Origin of the sequence: Paenibacillus sp. MER TA 81-3, assembly GCF_023713585.1 — a bacterium.
In the GTDB taxonomy this organism is placed as follows: Bacteria; Bacillota; Bacilli; order Paenibacillales; family Paenibacillaceae; genus Paenibacillus_B; species Paenibacillus_B profundus.
Genome location: NZ_JAMAWB010000007.1, coordinates 247,154 through 266,188, shown reverse-complemented (window position 1 = coordinate 266,188; position 19,035 = coordinate 247,154). Strand labels below are relative to the sequence as shown.

Genomic DNA, 19,035 nt, shown 5'->3' with positions numbered 1-19,035 from the left:
TGAATTGCAGTGGTAATGCGACAAGACGCCGGGAGTATCGTATCTCGGCGTCTATTTCCTATATTAGGCCTTGGATAGACTGCTTCTTCGCTGTGTGGATTGGCGCACGATGAGCTCTGAAGGCAGAGTGACCGTTTTATTTTTGTTAATGCGATCGGGGTCGTCCAGCAGCTCGATTAGCATTTCAAGCGCCTCTAATCCGAGGTGTTCTCCTCGAATGGTGGTACAGCTAATCGATGGTGATATTTTATTGAGGAATGCGGCGTCATTGAAGCCAATAATACCGACATCTTCCGGCACGCGTAAGTTGCGATCGCGGCAATATTTCAGCACACCGAGCGCCATGACACTATCGGCTGCGATGATTGCATCAAATGCTCTGCCGTCAGAATTGTACTGGTCCAGCGCCTCCATCATGTGCGATTCTTCCGAACCGAACAAGATAACGTTGTCGTCGCCAGCCTCCAAGCCATTGTTATGCAGTGCCTGCTTATATCCCGCAATCCGATCGCGCACAACATCCAAATCCAAGCTTTCAGTCAAAAACAAAATGTGTCGGTATCCTTCATCAATTAAATGCTGCGCGGTTACATATCCGTCACGGAAATTATCGCTATGGATACAAAAGATGTTGTGTTGCAGACTGCGGCCGATCATGACAAACGGAACGGAATGCTTCTGCAGGTTTTGAATGAGCGTGCTTTTATCTGCTGATAGCACTCCCGACAAAATAAAACCGTCCACTCTTTTATCTTTATACAATTTCAAACATTTTTCGACCTGTTGCTCGACAGAACGAAATGTGGAAATTTGCAAGTCGTATCCGTATTTTTGGGTAGCGTTGGATAAGCCTAGGAGCACATTGGCATAGTATGGATTTCCGAAAATTTCACTGGGATCACGTGCGATCGTATAGCACACGGTTCGAGGTCCGGCTGCCGGGAACCTCTGCTGTGTATTTTGATTGGGTACGTATCCGAGCTCCTGTATCGCTTTTGCCACTTTTTCGTTCACTTCGGAGGATGTGTTCCCCTTGCCCGTAAGCACCCGCGATACGGTCGCTGGTGACACACCTGCTGCACGTGCTATCTCTCTCACAGTTGGCAAGTTCCCACCTCCTATTCTTCACGGAATTATCGTTGAGCATCACTATTATTTAATCATATATTGTAATACGGTGAAAGCGCATGGAAGGTCCATTGATATTTCAGCATACAGTCAAACAAAAAGCTGCCGTCTGCGATAATACGCAACACGAGCAGCTTATTTATGTTATTTTGCTGTATGAAAGATGAAGCTAATGTGAAAGATTAGATCTTCCCGAGCACTTTATCTACTAGACCGTACTCTAACGCTTCCTCCGCCGACATGAAGTAATCGCGATCCGTATCTTTTTCAATCCGTTCGAGAGGCTGCCCCGTGCGATCGGCCAAAATATGATTCAGCTTGTCGCGCATCTTCAGGATGCGGCGCGCCCGGATCTCAATATCCGTCGCTTGCCCTTCGGCACCGCCGAGCGGTTGGTGAATCATAATTTCACTATTCGGTAGCGCGAACCGCTTGCCTTTCGCTCCGGCATTCAGCAAGAATGCGCCCATCGAAGCGGCCATACCTACGCAAATCGTAGATACGTCCGGCTTAATATGCTGCATCGTATCGAAGATGGCCATGCCGGCCGTGATGGATCCGCCTGGACTGTTGATATACAGATGAATGTCTTTCTCCGGGTCGTCAGCAGCCAAGAAGAGCAGCTGTGCGATAATCGAATTCGCTACTACGTCATTGACTTGAGTTCCGAGAAAGATAATGCGGTCTTTCAGCAGTCTGGAATAAATGTCATAGGATCGTTCTCCTCGATTCGTCTGTTCGACAACTACAGGAACGTAACTCACGATAATCCCTCCTCAGCTTCCTTAACTAGAATATTAACCAAATCTTGGACCGTTAAACGTAAGTCGGGTCCAATGAATCATGAACTATAGCCATATCATAACGAATTTTTTTTAAAAAGTCAAAGATGGTCAAACTATTTTTTTTGTTTACGAAATAGGGACAAATGTGTTCCTATTAACAAAAAAAGACATGCCGCTTATGTTATCATTTTTTGCAGTGTATTTGTATGGGTACAAAAAATGAGCATCAAAAAGTGAACGTTTCCATGCCATGAGCTTGTGACCTAGAATGGGGACACAAAGGAGGTGACGTCAATGTCAGCAAGAGCATCCTCTTACACTCCGGACATTCAGGCAAGAGGGAACGGAATATGGAGCCACATATGGAAGGTGTTTTGGAACGAGAGGTTTTTGTGGCTGATGGCGCTGCCAGGCCTATTGTTTTTTATTGTGTATAAGTATCTTCCGATGCTTGGTGTAGTAATCGCCTTTAAGGATTACAATTTGATGCTTGGCATTTGGGACAGCAAGTGGGTGGGCCTGAAGCATTTTTACCGCATATTTGAAAATCCGGATATCGGCCGCATTTTTTTGAATACTCTCATTATTAGCTTCTATCAAATTGTATTCGCTTTCACGATTCCGATCTTCTTGGCGATTATGATTCATGAAGTATCCAAAAGGTCGTTCAAGCGCGTGCTGCAGACCGTCTTCTACATGCCTCACTTCCTGTCTTGGGTTGTCGTGGCCGGTATCTTCTACCTGATGTTCCAAAGCGACGGTGCCGTGAACAACATGTTGCTGGATATGGGGTTGTCGAAAATCGATATTTTGTCCAATTCGGACAACTTCCGGTTCATGCTGGTGCTGCAGGTCATCTGGAAGGAGTCGGGCTGGGGCACGATCATTTACTTAGCGGCGCTCTCCAGCATCGATATGGAGCTGTATGAAGCGGCGAAGATGGATGGTGCCGGACGGCTGCGCCAGATATGGAACATCACGTTGCCGGGCATACGCAGCACGATTGTTGTCCTGTTCATTTTGCGGCTGGGCAGTGTGTTGGATGTCGGCTTCGAGCAAATCTTCCTGATGCTGAACCCGTCCGTCAGGGACGTCGGGGAAGTCATCGAGACGTATGTGTATCAAGCGGGGGTCGTCAACGGCAATTTCAGCTTCTCGACGGCGGTCGGGCTGCTGAAGGGCTTGATTGGGCTGATTATGATTTTCGGCGCCAACAAGCTGGCGAAACGCATGGGGGAGCGCGGCGTATTCTAAAACCGGTTGCTTCCGCCATTTGTAAGTGCTTACATCATAGAATACCCATCATGATTCAACAATGAACCTAGGGAGGATGTAATCATGAAATTACCGGGTAAAAAAGTGCTGTCTTTCATTTTGGCGTGCTCAATGGCGGCCAGTATGCTGGCGGCTTGCGGCAACGGCGGCAAGGAATCGAATGCAAGCGGAGATCAGAGCACGGGAGATGCCGGCAAGAAGTACAGTGTCTCGGCGATGAACATTTTGTACGGGGCGGCGCCTCCGACGACGAACAGCACGGGCATTAAGGCGATTGAGGAAAGATACGGCATTGAGTATAAATATATTCCTGTGGCAGCGGGCGATTACACGAATAAGGTCGGCGTTACAGTGGCCTCGGGGGACATGCCGGATATGATGCTGATGGAAGATCCGAACGCCAATTACTTCAACTGGGCGGGGAGCGGCATGTTTTTGCCCATCGAAGATTACATCAAGGATTATCCGAATTTGAGCAAGATTCCGCAAGAAATCTGGGACATGCTGACGTATGAAGGACATATTTACGGCATTCCGCGCTTGCGCGGCATTCCGTTCCACGCGATGGTCATTCGTCAAGATTGGCTTGATAAGCTGGGCTTGAAGATGCCGACCAATTACGATGAGCTGTATGAAGTGATGAAGGCCTTCACGCTTAACGATCCAGACGGCAATGGCAAAAAAGATACGTACGGCTTCGCATTGGACGGCACGTTCAGCGGCTTCAACGGCCTGTTCGGCTCTTACCGGGCGCTCCGGTTCGGCTGGTTCGAAGATGGCCAGGGAGGCATCACGCACGGGTACCTGATGCCGAACGCGAAGGATGCGGTGTCATACCTGGCAAGAGCTTATAAGGATGGCCTATTCAGCCCGGACTATACGATTAAGAAAGGCACACAGGCCGATGAGGATTTCTTGACCGGCAAAGCAGGCATTATTGGCAACTGGGCGTATACCGCTTTCAGCAAAGCCCGCTTCGACAAAGCCTATAGCGTCAACAAAGACTTCCGTGTCACTTCGGTTCCGCCGTTGACGGGTCCGGACGGCTATAAGGGCTATGGCAAGTATCACGGTTTCTATGGGTTCTTCGTTATGCCGGCAAGCCTTGGCAAAGATGAGGATAAGGTGAAGAAGCTGCTCTCCATTCTGGACGATCAGATCGGTGACGAAGGGGCCGAGTTCATGAAGTGGGGCGTGGAGAACGAGCATCATAAGCAGGAGAACGGCCAGAACGTCCTGACCGACAAAGGCTTGACCGAAGGCACAGGTAAATATGTGCTGACCAACCACGCGGCAGAGGGAGAATGGATCTACAACCCGGATGATTGGGACGAATTGAAGAAAATGAAGGATGAGAACTTCAAAGTCGCCTTAGAGGGCGAACCGTACAGCGATCAGTCGATTGGCCTCTTTTCGCCGACATACAGCGAAAAAGGAAAAGAACTGGATCAATTCCTGACGGATCAAGTGAACAAAATCATTCTTGGCGAGCGCCCGGTGGACGATTACGACAAGATCATCCAAGAGTGGAAAGGCAGAGGCGGGGAACAGGTCATTAAGGAATTCAACGAGGCTTACCAGAAGCGCAAGCAAGGCTGATGGATAAGGCTAGGCAATAGCACGTTGCCGTCGTGCGGATTGGCTTGAACGCGTGCGGCGGCATGAAAGGAGTGAGCATCATTGTTACAGCGCATGAGGAGCGGGGATCGGTGGTTTAACGCCATCAACATGACTTTGCTTACTGTTTTGGCCGTGGTCACGATACTTCCGATTATTCACGTATTCGCGATGTCGTTCGCAACGACGGAGGAATCGCTGTCAGGCCGGTTCATCCTCTGGCCGTCGACATGGACGACCGAGGCATACCGTTACATCTTTGATACGGGCGTATTCTTCATTTCCTTGAAAAACACGGTGTGGCTGACCGTTATCGGGACGCTCATCAATGTCATCCTGACCGCACTGCTGGCCTATGTGTGCTCCAGACCGCAGTTCAGCGCCCGGCGTGTCATTATGTTCATGGTGCTGTTCACGATGCTGTTCGGCGGGGGCATGATTCCGACGTACCTGGTGGTCAAGGGGACGGGCTTGATTAACTCTTTGTGGGCGCTCATCCTTCCGGGAGCGATTTCTGCCTTCAACATGCTGGTCATGCGCGACTTCTTCGAATCGCTGCCGGAGAGCGTCATCGAGTCGGCCCGCATCGACGGCTGCGGAGATTTGCGAATTTTGGGCCATATCGTATTCCCGTTGTCGCTGCCCATTTTAGCGACGTTCACTCTATTTTATGCGGTGGGGAACTGGAACCAGTATTTCTCTGCGATTTTGTATTTGAACGACCCGGACAAATGGCCGCTGCAAATTCTGTTGCGTCAAGTGGTGCTCATCGGACAGGCCGATATCTTTTCCAACCTGGATCCGAATGTTCCGCTCCCGCCTTCGGTATCGATTCAGATGGCGACGGTCGTGCTGGCTTCGTTCCCGATCGTCGTGCTCTATCCGTTCTTGCAGCGTTATTTTGTGCAGGGGTTGACACTTGGCGCGGTAAAAGGATAGTTAAAGTGCTGAGCAGCAGGCGTTCCGACATTACGCCTGCTGCTTATTGGCTTGGAGGTGTAAGGGCACCGTGAGCTCGGGAAGCGATCCGGAAGCGGACCGCGACGGAAGCTTAACGGCGCGACGCGCGAGCTGCCAGGCGTCCGGCTATTGCTCTGACATGTGCTTGCGATATTGCCCCGGTGTCGTTCCCGTCGTCTTCTTGAACGTGCGGATAAAATTTTGCACCGACGTATAGCGAAGCTTCTCGGCAATGTCCTGAATACGCAAGTCGGTATGGAGGAGCATGTCCTTCGCCCGATCGATGCGATACGTAATGACGTAGTCTACGAAGTTGCGGCCTGTATGCTTCTTGAATAATCGGCTGACCTGGAACGTATTCAAGCCGATGGCATCTGCGCATTGCTGCAGCGAGATGTCTTGGTCGTAATGCTCATGGATGTAGGTGACGATGCGTTGGATAAGCTCTGTATGCTTCGGATGAGCCTGTTCATCGAGCGCCACCTTCAGCCGTTGGAACACTTCCTTAAGGAAGAACGCTTCCACATCGCCCAGCGTCTGCTGCGCGGACAAGCTGCTGAGCAGCAGATGCTGCAGCTCCGGCTTGAATTCCATGCTGTGATGCTGCTGCATACAGCGGAGAATCGAGCCCAGCAGCTGGGAGAAGAAGCCGTGCACCGAATCTACGGAGAAGACGGCACCTTCCTTCAGGCCTTCCATGAGATGGATGAATTCGGTCTGCGCGGGCTCGAGCTTCGAAGCTTTCAAGCTGTCCACAATCTTGTAGGTGGACTCTGCAATATCCTCCAGCTGGATGCTCATGGCAGGGTCCAATTCATGAATGAAGATGGCCTGATCTTCGTGCAGCACGAACCGGTAACGTGAAGCTTGTTCCGCTTGCTTGTAGGCGTCAGGGAGTCCGCCGAGTCCTTGCAGAGAATAGGAGACGGACAAGGTGACGGTTAACTGCAGATACGTCTCAATGGCATGCAGCAAGTCGGCGCTGGCTTGCTTCAGCACCTCCGGCTCGAGCGGTTCCTGACTGGAAATAAAGACGGCGAATTGTCCAGGCTTCATCATGAGCGAGTGCGCCTGACCATAACGCTCAGCAAGCTCGAGCGCCATATTTTCTACGGCGAAGTAGAGCAAGTATTGATCATCGTGCGGATATTTGGCATGCAGCTTCCACGTATCGAAGGTGAGCAGCATGATAGCGATATAGGAAGCATCCTGACCGTACTGAATGTCAGCGCGCGCATCGTGCTCTTGGATGCTGCCGAGCAAATATTGATGCAGCGTATGCTGCTCCATCTTATCCCGATAGCGGCTCAGGCTGCTCTCGAGCTGCTGGTTCTCGCGTATCATCGCTTCGATGGCCCGGTGCACCTGCTCCATTTCATTGCATCTTTCCTGTCCTGCTGGCTGATCTGACGAGCGGAGCGGCTGAATGGCCTGGGTCAGCTTGCGGACCGGACGGTACAAGTTAGATGCTGCGCGCAGAGACAGGAATGCGGCGATGGCGACGAAGCTTAACGAAATGCCGATGGTTAACCATTGCACCTGATTCGCGCTTCGGTTCAGCTCGTCTTCCGAGATCGCCGATATGTAGTACCAATCCTGATTCCGGGAAGGCAGAACGCTTAGGACGGAGGAGACTCCATTCAGCCGGGTGCGAATCTGTGCCAGCGGCTCGGCGTTCTTGATCTGCTCTAAGTTGTCGAGATTGATCGCTCTGCCGATCTGCCTGCGATCGGTATCCAGAATGATCTGACCGTGCCCGTTCACCACGAAGAGGGAGAGTGTGGAATAGCTATTCTTCGCTGACATCTGATTGCCGAGCGTGTCGGCATCGAGGTAGGCAATAATAGCACCTGTAATCGACTTCTTCTCGGTAGAATCTTCGGCTACGGGCCGGATTAATGTCAGTACGTTCCGGTCAATGCGCTTGTTGGCTGGAATGCTAGTGCGCGTATCGATCCACACGCCTTGCAGTGAGATGTGTCTGGCCATATCCAGCGCGAGCGGGTCGCGGAACTCTTCCTCGCTCAGCAAGTGATTATCCGAGGTCAGAATGCGTGCAGACTGGAAGGAATAAAAATCGAGCTCGATGACATGCTCCATACCGCTGCGGATGTTAACGAGCACGTTCTGAAGCTGACGCACCACTTCAGGATGGCGCGCGGACAGTTCTTTCATCGCGAATTGAGCTAGAATGCCGGGATAGGCACGTTTATCGGAATACGTATATTGAAGCAGGAGTTCATCAATTTTTTTGATCTGATCGTTCATCTTGCTCTGGGCATGCTGGAGCAAAGTCGTATTATATAGAGTGGCTTGTTCCCGTATTGTAGAAGTCAGGACGTTAGAAATGGTCAGCCCCAACACAAGCACGGGGATGGTCGCCAGCAGCAGCATGGAAATAAGCATCTTTTGCTTGTGATAGACAGGACGCAGCAGATGGGAGACTTTTTTGGTCATGGCAGCAAGCAACGTACGGCCCCTCCTAACATGATCTTAAGATGTTGGGGTGAAACATGCTCTAGTATAGCATAAATGTAAGCGCTTGCGTTAAATTCCAAAGCAATTCAGAAAGAGAAAAATGGGAGGATTGTATATGCTTATAGAACGGTATAGTCTGGACCTGTTGCAAGAGAAGCTGATTCCATCCTATGCATATGAGCCGTTTCCCAAGGCTGTACGCCGGGAGAGCTGGCTGCGGCTTGCGGATGATATACGGGCGTTCTGGATAGCGCAAGGGGAGACTTATCTTCATGCGGAGTGGCCCGTGCTGCCGGCCTCGTTGTATATGGATTATGTGCGGACAGGCAACCGCACACGATACCAGGAGGCCTACTTTGCGCGCCGTAAGGCGTTGGTCCGCCTCGTCTTGGCCGAGAGCATGGAATACAATGGACGCTTTCTCGACGATATCGTGAACGCCATCTGGGCGGTATGCGAGGAGAGCACTTGGTGCTGGCCGGCCCATTTAAGCGATATTAGCCGCAAAGAGGTCTATTCGCTTCCTGATATCGATGACCCGGTCATCGATTTGGGTGCGGGAGAGACGGCTGCGTTGGTAGCTTGGTCGTACTATTTGCTCCGAGAAGCGTTGGATGCGCATTGTCCGCAGCTAGGGAGGCGTGTGCGCCGGGAGCTTCATGTGCGCATTCTGGACTCGTACGAGCGGGAGGATAATTACTGGTGGATGTCCTTCCAGCCTGATATGCTCGTAAACAATTGGAATCCTTGGTGCAAATCCAACTGTTTGGCTGTTCTGCTGCTTATCGAGGAGGACGAGCGGCGCCGCGTCTCCTTGGTTCACAAGGCGCTTCGCAGCTTGGACCGCTTTATCGCTTCCTATGAAGAGGACGGGGGATGCGATGAAGGGCCAGCTTATTGGGGGCGTGCTGCTGCATCGTTGTATGATGCTTTGCAATTGTTGCATAGCGCCACGGACGGAGCAGTATCGGTGTTCGATGACACTAAAATTCGGAACATGGCAAAATACATCCTTCATATGCACATCGGAGGCGAGGCGTATGTGAATTTTGCAGATTCGGCTGCCAAGCTTTCTGTACCCGCCGGATTAATCGCCCAATTCGGACATGTGATCGGGGATGCGCAGCTGCAGGCATTCGGGCTGCACGCATATCGGCAGCAGCATGAATACCGTCACTGGGAAGGAGAGGAGATTCCTAGTTTGCAGCGTATGCTGTCTGAGCTCTTCTCGATGCCGGAAGCGGATGAGCTTGAATCGGAACTGGATCTGGCTTGATATATGGATGGCTGGCGTAGAAGTGATGGTCGCACGGGAGCGGGGCGGCGATCAGGGCTGGTTCCTTGCTGCCAAGGGCGGTCATAACGGAGAAAGCCATAACCATAACGATATCGGCAGCTTCATCGTGTATGCCGACGGCAGCCCGCTATGGATCGATGCAGGGGTCGGCACGTATACAGCGAAGACGTTCAGCCCGGAGCGCTATTCGATCTGGACGATGCAGTCCGGCTATCATAATGTTCCGGCAGTGAACGGAATAGAGCAAGCGGATGGTGGTCAATATCGAACGCGTAAAGTTCGTCATGAGGCAGACGGCGTGGTGTCCCGGCTTACTGTGGACATTGCTCCGGCCTATCCGGCCGATTCCGGCATACGTCAATGGACACGCACGTATACGTTGCAGCGGGAGGCGGACACCCCGTCCCGCATCATTCTGGAAGAGGCGGTGCAGCTCGCGGAGCCATGCCGGAACGTGGTGCTGAACTGGATGTGTGCTTATGAACCGCACGTTCATCGCAGCGTCATTGCGCTGCATGATGAAGCGGGCGGAGTGAAGGCGCACATGTCGTATGACGAGACGATGTGGGATATCCGGGTGGAGACGATTGCATTGGAAGACGAGAAGCTGCGCGTCGCTTGGGGCGACACGCTCTATCGTCTGAGCATGACCGTGCGGTGTCCGGTGCAATCAGAGCGTTGGCAGTTTGTGCTGGAAAGGGGATAGAGGAGAAAGGAAGAAGAGTTGGTGAAGAAGCCGGCATAGTCCTCTCTACTTGCCTCACTTTATTGGATTTTGTGCAATAGAACCGGCGTGTATGCCTTTTACGGCAGGTTCTATTGGATTTTATACAGTGCTTTGGCACTTTTTCTACATCAGTTAAGGAAAATAGCCCGATTCACTGGACATAATCCAGTCTACAGGCCGTTGAGCGACCGAAACCTTATATTCTATTGTACATTTTCCAATGGGCTAACTTCGACACCGGCCTACCTTGCAGCTACCTATATAGTTGTAGTAAAAATACGAAAAGGGGCGGAGCTTACGCTTTGCAATAAGTCATGCTTAAGCCTATGAACTGTAAAACTACATCTACAGCTTCGAGGTCTACTTTTCGTGATAATAATGAAAAATAGGTGTCTACATGCGACCAGTACAATAAAGGAGCTGAAATACTCGGAGGGCTTGTGTTGCATGGCAGCGATGATGGGCGCGTATGCGTAAGGCGTGAAGGAGATATGCTGTTGCAGTGAGTGTCCCGGCAGAGCGGTATAAAATGAAAAAAACACCCTTCTCCGTCCCCCTATGCGTAAGGAGAGGATCAAGATGCTTTCGACTTTATGTAGCCTATATACGTACGAGTGCTTCATATTAAGGCACCAACAAGATACTATTGGCGCGCCCGCAAGGAATCGAACCTTGATCTCAGGCTCCGGAGGCCTACGTCATATCCATTGGACCACGGGCGCATTTGTATAAAAGGTGCAAGAATTATTATAAAACAACTATGTGTGAATTGCAAGTAGAGGTTGTTCAAAAAGCTCCCTTTTGACCATTAAGGAATGTTTGAGCTTCGTGAAGCGATAAAGTGAAAGCAAACATTCCTTATGGCGTTAAAACCAACCTCTATACCCGTTCGACCGGTGTGACTAGTAATTATGTCGTGAGGCGAAGACCGATAATGCCGACGACTATGAGTCCTAAATAAACGAATTGCGTCCGGCTGTATTTCTCCTTGAACCAGAACAAGCTGACCAGCGTAATGCCGACCGCGCCGACGCCGGCCCATACTGCGTAAGCCACTCCGGACGGGATAACGGACATGGCGTGCGTGAGCAGCCAGATGGAAGCGGCCAGTCCGAGAGTGATGATGACTAATGGAGTTTTTTTCTTGAATCCATCTACATATTTCATGGCAATGACCGCAATAATTTCTTCAAATCCCGACAGTATCAAATATAACCAAGCCATTATGCGCCTTCCTTTCCATTCTTCTCTTCATTGGGAGTAGCCATCTTCATGCCGACGATGCCCCCGAGCAGAATGAGTAAGAACATAATTTGCAGGGCGTTGAAATCTTCACCTAAGTAAATCCCTGTTACATAAGTGCCTATCGTTCCGATGCCGACAAACACTGTATAGGCGATTGCGACGTTAAGTTTCTTGTACGATTGGATGAGCATTAAATAGCTCACGGTAATCAAGGTGATGACGATGATCCATTCCCAAGTGTGGGTCGCATACTTCAGACCGGACGCCCAAATGATTTCCAGTATCGCAGAACCAAGCACGAGTAGCCAAGCCACGTATATTACCTCCTGTATTTGTGTCAATCCGGATGATTAGTGTGAACGAAGTTGTTCAAAAGCCCCCTTTAGATCACGATGCATCCCAAGATGTGATTCGACATCGAATCTTGCATTCACTCTCGAAGTCCGGTGCTCATGTAGTCTCGCCTACATTGCGCTCCTCCTTCTTCGAGTTCTTGTAATCTTCTCGGTGCTGAAAAGTGGCCCTTTTGAACACGCATTAAACATGACAGCCGTTAGTTATTTCAAAGAGCGCTGTATAAAGGAGAACAGTTCATCCTTCAACGGCTGCGGGTCCACACGACCTTGTTGAATATCTACGAAAAAGTAGGTTTCCGCCGTCTGCTCGATCATATTAATGATCATGCGCACGACGGACTTGCTATCGGACTGCAGAGACACCTCCCCATGATGCCGCGCTGCCGCAAGCTGCTCCGCAAACCAGTCATAATAAGGCTGGTAGATGGCTTCCCACTTCGGAAAGGAATGATGGAGCGCGAGACCGGAGTAGCACAAGAGAATGACCTCCTTGTACTTGGACGTCATGTCAAAGGACGCGTCGATGACCGCCTTCAATTTATCCCAGAAACTATCCAGTGGTTCGGCTTCTGCCTGTACCAGCGACAACAAATGCTCAAGTATATGCTCAGCTACGGCCGGAACGATATCATTCTTCGACGGGAAATAGATATAGAAGGTTCCTTGTGCGACGCCTGCCTGTTTCACGATGTCACCGACGGAAGTCTTCTGAAAGCCCTTTTCGGAAATAAGTGCGATTGCGGATTGCAGCAGCGCTTCGTATTTTGCTTCTTTCTTATAATTCACGTATACACCGCCCATCTTTCAAAAATGACTGACTGTCATTCATTTTAAAATATGCGAAATAAAAAGTAAAGCAGGAATAAGTCATTGTGTGCTATCCAAAACTAAATTATAAAAAAATGAAATAAATTTGTCGTTTTGACACAGAAAAACGGTTAAGTAAGTCATAGGTCCCTTCGTCCCAGAAAGCTAAGATGTAAAGCTATGAATAAGTTTCATGATGCTTGTACATTCTAGATGCGGGATACTTGCAAGATGCACAATTATTCGGTAGAATAGTGGTGGGACAAAAAATGTTGCGATGGGACGTTTTGAGTCCAATGGTTGGGAGATCAGGAGTGGAGAGAATGCGTGATTGGCTAGAGATACAGAAACGACTTCTGCCCGAACTCATTGAACTGTTGAAGAAGCGTTACACCATCCTGCATCAAATCATGTTGTCCGAAAGCATCGGAAGAAGAACGCTGGCGACATCATTGCAGATGACCGAGCGTGTGCTTCGTGCCGAAACCGACCTCTTGAAGGCGCAGGGCCTGATTGAAACGGATAGCACGGGTATGCGAATCAGTGAAGAGGGACGGCAACTTGTTCAACAACTGGAGCCCTTCATGGGCGAGCTGCTCGGTATGCGTCAGCTAGAGGAAAGTATCCGCCAAGCATTCGGTTTGAAGCAGGTTATTGTCGTACCAGGCAATTCGGATGTATCAGCTGCCGTGAAGCAAGAGTTGGGCCAAGCGGCGTGCAAAGCGCTCAACAGCGCTATGGGCAAGGAAGATGTTGTCGCAGTAACCGGCGGCTCCACGTTGGCTGCTATGGCAGACCAACTGACGAGTTCATCGCCGCTGAAAGGGATCTGGTTCGTTCCTGCGCGTGGAGGGCTTGGCGAGAGCTTAGAGCATCAAGCGAACACCATCGCTTCCACGATGGCAAAGCGTCTAGGCGCACATTATCGATTACTGCACGTGCCAGATTTGCTGAGTGAAGAAGCGTACCAGTCATTGAAGCAAGAACCGAATATCCAAGATATATTGCAGGTCATCCGTCAAGCGCGCATCGTCGTGCACGGAATCGGCGATGCCTTGGTGATGGCGAAGCGGCGCAGTGTGGACGATGCCACTGTGCAGCAGCTAGTGCAAGCGGGAGCGCTCGCCGAAGCGTTCGGATACTATTTTGACCGAGACGGGCGTGTCGTTCATACGATGCTTACATTAGGCTTGCGTCTAGAAGATATTTCCCGCACCGAGGTCGTCATTGCTGTCGCCGGGGGTAAGAGCAAAGGTGAGGCGATTACCGCAGTCTTGCGCTCAGGCCATGAAGATATTCTGGTCATCGACGAAGCGGCAGCAGAAGAAGTTGTGAACCAATGTGGTCTCGATGTGCCTTCGGGCCGTCTTGAGCAATAGATAATTAAACCTTTTACGGAAATGGGAGGAATCATCATGGTGAAAGTTGGTATTAACGGCTTTGGTCGTATTGGACGTAACGTATTCCGCGCGGCTCTGAACAACTCGGAAGTAGAAATCGTTGCAATCAACGATTTAACAGATGTAAAGACACTGGCTCACCTGTTGAAATATGACACAACTCATGGCGTTCTTGACGCTACGGTTGAAGCTAAAGAAGGCGCGCTTATCGTTAACGGCAAAGAAGTTAAAGTATTTGCAGAGCGCAACCCTGAAAACTTGCCTTGGGGCGCTAACGGCGTAGAAATCGTTGTTGAGTCCACTGGTATCTTCACAGCGAAAGACAAAGCTGAAATGCACTTGAAAGGCGGCGCGAAGAAAGTTATCATCTCCGCACCTGCTACGAACGAAGATATCACAATCGTTATGGGCGTTAACGAAGACAAGTATGATGCAGCTAGCCATACTATCATCTCCAACGCTTCTTGCACAACGAACTGCTTGGCGCCATTCGCTAAAGTATTGAACGACAAATTCGGTATCGTTAAAGGTATGATGAACACCATTCACTCCTACACTAACGACCAAAACGTTCTTGACCTGCCGCACAAAGACCTTCGTCGTGCACGCGCAGCAGCTCAAAACATCATTCCTACTACGACAGGCGCTGCTAAAGCGGTATCCCTCGTATTGCCTGAATTGAAAGGCAAATTGAATGGTATGTCCATGCGCGTTCCTACACCTAACGTGTCTGTTACAGACTTGGTTGTAGAACTCGAGAAAAACGTAACGGTTGAAGAAGTTAACGCAGCTTTGAAAGAAGCAGCTGAAGGTCCTTTGAAAGGCATCTTGAACTACTCCGAAGAGCCATTGGTATCCAGCGACTTCAATGGCGACCCAGCTTCCTCCACAATCGACGCTTTGACGACGATGGTAATCGGCGGAAACATGGTTAAAGTTGTTTCCTGGTACGACAACGAGTGGGGCTACTCCAACCGCGTTGTAGACTTGGCAGCTTTCATCGCTAAAAAAGGTCTGTAATTATATAGCTTGACAATCAAAGAGGAGTAACCGTTGCGGTCTCCTCTTTGATCCATAAGCAAGGCATGTCGAGAACCGATACGGAATATTACATCGCCATAGTCATAGCGAAGCCTGTCATTATGCGATGATAACGAAATTTTTATTATAGATAGAACCGATTGATACAGAATCATACACATATCGAACACCGTAATGTAAATACAGATGATATAGAGAAAGAATGATGGAACCATACAGAATAACAGAACCTGATAACGATTCTTTCTAAGAGAGGCGTGAAGCGGTTCAAGCACACGATAGGAGGAACACGGGGATGAACAAGAAAAGCGTACGTGATGTAGACGTAAAAGGTAAGCGCGTATTTATGCGGGTAGATTTCAACGTTCCATTGGAAGACGGAAAGATTACGGATGATACACGCATTCAAGAAACGCTGCCAACCATTAAATACTTGGTGGAGCAAGGTGCGAAAGTCATTCTGGCCAGCCATATGGGTCGTCCCAAAGGCGAAGTGGTTGATTCCATGCGCCTGACGCCTGCTGCGGCGCGCCTTGGCGAATTGCTCGGCAAATCAGTCAAGAAGCTCGATGAGTCGATTGGCGAGAACGTGAAGGCCGAGATTGCAAAAATGGAAAACGGCGACGTGATCGTATTGGAGAACGTGCGTTTCCACAAAGGCGAAGAGAAAAATGATCCAGAATTGGCGAAAGCATTCGCGGAGCTCGCGGATCTGTATGTGAATGACGCGTTCGGTGCAGCGCACCGTGCCCATGCGTCCACAGAAGGTATTGCGCATCACTTGCCAGCCGTGTCCGGCCTGTTGATGGAGAAAGAATTGTCGGTATTGAGCAAAGCTTTGTCCAACCCGGAACGTCCGTTCACCGCTATCGTTGGCGGATCGAAAGTAAAAGACAAAATCGATGTTATCAACAAAATGCTGGAGATTGCTGATAACGTAATCATCGGCGGCGGCTTGACGTATACGTTCTTCAAAGCGCAAGGTCACGAAATCGGCAAATCGTTGGTCGACAACGAGAAGCTGGATGTTGCGCTTGGCTTTATCGAGAAGGCAAAAGAGCTCGGCAAAAACTTGTACCTGCCCGTTGACATCGTCGTATCTGATGACTTCAGTGCAGATGCGAACACGCAAATCGTGCCAGTCGACAGCATTCCTGCAGAATGGGAAGGCATTGACATCGGACCGAAGACGCGTGAAATTTTCGCTGACGTAATCAAGGACTCTAAGCTCATCGTATGGAACGGACCAATGGGCGTGTTCGAAATTGAACCATTCTCTCACGGCACGCGTGCGGTAGCTGAAGCATGTGCGGAAACGCAAGGCTACACCATTATCGGCGGCGGCGACTCTGCAGCGGCAGTAGAGAAATTCAAGCTGAAAGACAAGATGGACCACATCTCCACAGGCGGCGGCGCTTCCCTTGAGTTCATGGAAGGCAAAGTATTGCCAGGTGTTGTGGCATTGAACGATAAGTAATCGTAAGCAGTTAGCAACTAAACAAGTAAGCGACAGCGGCTAATGAGCCGCTTCCCTTACGTGTAGAGGAGTGATTCACGTGAGACAACCGATTATCGCAGGGAACTGGAAAATGTTCAAAACGGTACCGGAAGCGACTGCCTTTGTAGCAGAAGTGAAGGGCAAAGCGGAAGTAGACGGCGTGGAAAGCGTTATCTGCGCGCCATTTACGAACTTGCCTGCGCTTGTTGAAGCAGTGAAAGGCACGAACATCAAAATTGGCGCCCAAAATCTTCACTTTGAAGATTCCGGCGCATTCACAGGTGAGATCAGCGGTGTTATGCTGAAGGATCTTGGCGTGCATTATGTTATTATCGGCCACTCCGAGCGCCGCGCTTATTTCGCGGAGACGGACGAAATCGTAAACAAGAAAGTGCACGCGGCATTCCGTAACGGATTGCTGCCAATCGTATGCGTGGGCGAATCGCTCGAAGAGCGTGAATCCGGCAAGACGAACGACGTGTGCAAAGTGCAAACGGAAGCGGCGTTCCAAGGCGTGTCTGCGGAACAAGCGAAAGAAGTCGTCATCGCATATGAACCAATCTGGGCGATCGGCACAGGCAAATCTTCTACAGCGCAAGATGCGAATGAAGTCATCAGCTACATCCGCAGCGTTGTTGCAGGCTTGTACAACGATGAAGTGGCTCAAGCGGTCCGCATTCAATACGGCGGCAGCGTGAAGCCGGAGAACGTGCGTGAATATATGGCGCAAAGCGACATTGACGGCGCATTGGTAGGTGGCGCTAGCTTGCAGCCGGCTTCCTACGTCTCCTTGGTGGAAGGGGCGAAGTAGAATGTCTGCACCTAGACCTGTTGCACTCATCATCATGGACGGCTTCGGACTTAGAAATGTAACTGAGGGCAACGCCGTTGCTCAAGCGAACAAACCGAACTATGACCGCTATATGGACATGTACCCGTACACGACACTAACAGCTTGCGGCGAAGCGGTGGGCTTGCCTGAAGGGCAAATGGGCAACTCCGAGGTAGGACATTTGAATATCGGCGCCGGTCGTATCGTCTATCAAGACTTGACCCGGATTACGAAGTCGATTCGTGAAGGGGAGTTTTTCGATAACGCCACGCTGCTCGGCGCAGTACGCCATGCGAAAGACAACAACAAAAACTTGCATCTGTACGGACTGCTGTCTGACGGCGGTGTGCACAGCCACATTGACCATACGTTGGCCATGCTGGAGCTGGCAGCAAAAGAAGGGCTGAAGAATGTTTACATTCACGCCTTCCTGGACGGCCGCGACGTAGCTCCGGACAGTGCAATTAAATACATCGAGCGTCTGCAAGCGAAGATTAACGATATCGGCGTCGGACAAATTGCAACGGTTCAAGGCCGTTATTATGCAATGGATCGCGACAAACGGTGGGAGCGTACGGAGAAATCCTATCGCGCCATGGTATACGGCGACGGCCCGACATACCGCGATCCGATCCAAGCCGTAAAGGAATCGTACGAGAACTCTGTATTTGACGAGTTCGTCATGCCGACGGTTATTGTGGACGAGAACGATCAACCGGTCGGTCTTGTACAAGATGGCGATGCAGTCATCTTCTCGAACTTCCGTCCGGACCGCGCGATCCAATTGTCGCAAGTATTCACGAACGAAGACTTCCGCGGCTTTGATCGTGGAGACAAATGTCCGAAAGATCTGTACTTCGTCTGCTTGACGCTGTTCGCAGAAACGGTCGGGGGCTTCGTAGCCTACAAACCGAAAGAGCTCGACAATACGCTTGGCGAAGTGCTTGTCCAACAAGGCAAGAAGCAGCTGCGTATTGCGGAGACGGAGAAATACCCGCACGTTACGTTCTTCTTCAGTGGCGGCCGCGACGTGGAGCTCCCTGGCGAAAAACGAGTGCTTATCTCGTCGCCTAAAGTTGCCACATATGATCTGCAACCGGAAATGAGCGCATATGAAGTAGCGGAAGCGGCTGTGCGCGAGATCGAATCCGGCGTGCACGACACGATCATTTTGAACTTTGCGAATCCGGATATGGTCGGTCACTCCGGGAAGCTGGAGCCGACGATCAAAGCGGTGGAAGTAACGGATGAATGCATGAGCAAGGTCGTAGAAGCGGTGCTTGCTCAAGGCGGTGTCTGCCTGATTACGGCGGACCACGGCAACGCGGATATGGTCTTCGACGAAGAGGGCCGTCCGTTCACGGCGCATACGACAAATCCGGTTCCGTTCATCGTAACGGACAAGAACGTCACCTTGCGTGAAGACGGCATTTTGGCCGATATCGCACCGACGATTCTCGATTTGATGCAGCTGCCGAAGCCGAAGGAAATGACCGGAACATCGATGATTTCCAAGAAATAACTGTATGGATTTTGTACGTTGCCTATCTTGCATTATAATAAATTCAACAAAGAATAAAGGAGTTGTA

General features: G+C 50.4%; 16 protein-coding genes and 1 tRNA gene. 10 read left to right on the top strand and 7 right to left on the bottom strand.

Annotated features, from left to right (window positions below):
• Window positions 1–63: 63 nt before the first annotated feature.
• The gene (locus M3650_RS12370; RefSeq protein ID WP_251575184.1) at window positions 64–1,098 is read right to left on the bottom strand and encodes a LacI family DNA-binding transcriptional regulator; all 1,035 of its coding nucleotides are present in this window, start codon (window positions 1,096–1,098) and stop codon (window positions 64–66) included.
• A gap of 212 nt (window positions 1,099–1,310) precedes the next feature.
• Entirely contained in the window at window positions 1,311–1,892 is a 582-nt protein-coding gene (gene clpP, locus M3650_RS12365) for an ATP-dependent Clp endopeptidase proteolytic subunit ClpP (RefSeq protein WP_019422002.1), read from the bottom strand.
• A 315-nt stretch (window positions 1,893–2,207) separates the two neighbouring features.
• Here clpP and M3650_RS12360 point away from each other — a divergent pair, with 315 nt between their 5' ends.
• The 3 genes from M3650_RS12360 (at window position 2,208) to M3650_RS12350 (ending at window position 5,744) form a co-directional block, all read left to right on the top strand.
• Window positions 2,208–3,167, top strand: a complete 960-nt coding sequence (locus M3650_RS12360) for an ABC transporter permease (protein WP_251575092.1) — start codon at window positions 2,208–2,210, stop codon at window positions 3,165–3,167.
• A gap of 84 nt (window positions 3,168–3,251) precedes the next feature.
• Window positions 3,252–4,787: an extracellular solute-binding protein gene (locus M3650_RS12355; protein WP_251575091.1), complete on the top strand. Its 1,536-nt coding sequence runs from the start codon at window positions 3,252–3,254 to the stop codon at window positions 4,785–4,787.
• 81 nt (window positions 4,788–4,868) lie between these two features.
• Window positions 4,869–5,744 (top strand): carbohydrate ABC transporter permease, encoded by an 876-nt coding sequence (locus tag M3650_RS12350; protein ID WP_251575090.1) that lies wholly within the window; start codon window positions 4,869–4,871, stop codon window positions 5,742–5,744.
• Between the two features lie 147 nt (window positions 5,745–5,891).
• Here the strand turns inward: M3650_RS12350 and M3650_RS12345 are convergent, their stop codons facing one another.
• Entirely contained in the window at window positions 5,892–8,234 is a 2,343-nt protein-coding gene (locus M3650_RS12345; protein WP_251575089.1) for a helix-turn-helix domain-containing protein, read from the bottom strand.
• Between the two features lie 124 nt (window positions 8,235–8,358).
• Here M3650_RS12345 and M3650_RS12340 point away from each other — a divergent pair, with 124 nt between their 5' ends.
• Together M3650_RS12340 and M3650_RS12335 are read left to right on the top strand one after the other, a co-directional pair.
• Window positions 8,359–9,519, top strand: a complete 1,161-nt coding sequence (locus M3650_RS12340) for a hypothetical protein (RefSeq protein WP_251575087.1) — start codon at window positions 8,359–8,361, stop codon at window positions 9,517–9,519.
• A complete protein-coding gene (locus M3650_RS12335; RefSeq protein WP_251575085.1) occupies window positions 9,494–10,246 on the top strand; it encodes a heparinase II/III domain-containing protein in 753 nt (250 codons plus the stop codon). Before M3650_RS12340 ends, M3650_RS12335 begins: the two co-directional genes overlap by 26 nt.
• 668 nt (window positions 10,247–10,914) lie before the next feature.
• On the opposite strand, the gene M3650_RS12330 is transcribed toward M3650_RS12335, so the two are convergent.
• From M3650_RS12330 to M3650_RS12315, 4 genes are all read right to left on the bottom strand, one after another.
• Window positions 10,915–10,989: transfer RNA gene (locus tag M3650_RS12330), tRNA-Arg, on the bottom strand.
• A 187-nt stretch (window positions 10,990–11,176) separates the two neighbouring features.
• Window positions 11,177–11,491 (bottom strand): DMT family transporter, encoded by a 315-nt coding sequence (locus tag M3650_RS12325; protein ID WP_019422008.1) that lies wholly within the window; start codon window positions 11,489–11,491, stop codon window positions 11,177–11,179.
• The gene (locus tag M3650_RS12320; protein ID WP_019422009.1) at window positions 11,491–11,826 is read right to left on the bottom strand and encodes a DMT family transporter; all 336 of its coding nucleotides are present in this window, start codon (window positions 11,824–11,826) and stop codon (window positions 11,491–11,493) included. The genes M3650_RS12325 and M3650_RS12320 overlap by 1 nt, the downstream gene beginning before the upstream one ends.
• 243 nt (window positions 11,827–12,069) lie before the next feature.
• Window positions 12,070–12,654 carry a TetR/AcrR family transcriptional regulator gene (locus M3650_RS12315; RefSeq protein ID WP_019422010.1) on the bottom strand — a complete coding sequence of 195 codons (585 nt, stop codon included), beginning with the start codon at window positions 12,652–12,654 and terminating at the stop codon, window positions 12,070–12,072.
• A gap of 344 nt (window positions 12,655–12,998) precedes the next feature.
• Here M3650_RS12315 and M3650_RS12310 point away from each other — a divergent pair, with 344 nt between their 5' ends.
• The 5 genes from M3650_RS12310 to gpmI all read left to right on the top strand — a co-directional run bounded on the left by M3650_RS12310 (window position 12,999) and on the right by gpmI (window position 18,968).
• Complete coding sequence (locus tag M3650_RS12310; protein ID WP_251575083.1) at window positions 12,999–14,054, top strand: sugar-binding transcriptional regulator; 1,056 nt, start codon at window positions 12,999–13,001, stop codon at window positions 14,052–14,054.
• A gap of 36 nt (window positions 14,055–14,090) precedes the next feature.
• A complete protein-coding gene (gene gap, locus M3650_RS12305) occupies window positions 14,091–15,095 on the top strand; it encodes a type I glyceraldehyde-3-phosphate dehydrogenase (RefSeq protein ID WP_019422012.1) in 1,005 nt (334 codons plus the stop codon).
• A 316-nt stretch (window positions 15,096–15,411) separates the two neighbouring features.
• Window positions 15,412–16,593, top strand: a complete 1,182-nt coding sequence (locus M3650_RS12300; protein WP_251575081.1) for a phosphoglycerate kinase — start codon at window positions 15,412–15,414, stop codon at window positions 16,591–16,593.
• 79 nt (window positions 16,594–16,672) lie between these two features.
• Entirely contained in the window at window positions 16,673–17,425 is a 753-nt protein-coding gene (tpiA, locus tag M3650_RS12295) for a triose-phosphate isomerase (protein WP_019422014.1), read from the top strand.
• Window position 17,426: 1 nt separating this feature from the next.
• Window positions 17,427–18,968: a 2,3-bisphosphoglycerate-independent phosphoglycerate mutase gene (gene gpmI / locus M3650_RS12290; protein ID WP_251575079.1), complete on the top strand. Its 1,542-nt coding sequence runs from the start codon at window positions 17,427–17,429 to the stop codon at window positions 18,966–18,968.
• The last annotated feature ends 67 nt before the right edge of the window (window positions 18,969–19,035 follow it).

Excerpts from the sequence above, each read along its gene's own strand:
- M3650_RS12360 (WP_251575092.1), top strand. The coding sequence starts at position 2,208 with ATGTCAGCAAGAGCATCCTCTTACACTCCGGACATTCAGGCAAGAGGG.
- M3650_RS12355 (WP_251575091.1), top strand. The coding sequence starts at position 3,252 with ATGAAATTACCGGGTAAAAAAGTGCTGTCTTTCATTTTGGCGTGCTCA.
- M3650_RS12340 (WP_251575087.1), top strand. The coding sequence starts at position 8,359 with ATGCTTATAGAACGGTATAGTCTGGACCTGTTGCAAGAGAAGCTGATT.
- M3650_RS12325 (WP_019422008.1), bottom strand. The coding sequence starts at position 11,491 with ATGGCTTGGTTATATTTGATACTGTCGGGATTTGAAGAAATTATTGCG.
- M3650_RS12310 (WP_251575083.1), top strand. The coding sequence starts at position 12,999 with ATGCGTGATTGGCTAGAGATACAGAAACGACTTCTGCCCGAACTCATT.
- gap (WP_019422012.1), top strand. The coding sequence starts at position 14,091 with ATGGTGAAAGTTGGTATTAACGGCTTTGGTCGTATTGGACGTAACGTA.
- M3650_RS12300 (WP_251575081.1), top strand. The coding sequence starts at position 15,412 with ATGAACAAGAAAAGCGTACGTGATGTAGACGTAAAAGGTAAGCGCGTA.
- gpmI (WP_251575079.1), top strand. The coding sequence starts at position 17,427 with ATGTCTGCACCTAGACCTGTTGCACTCATCATCATGGACGGCTTCGGA.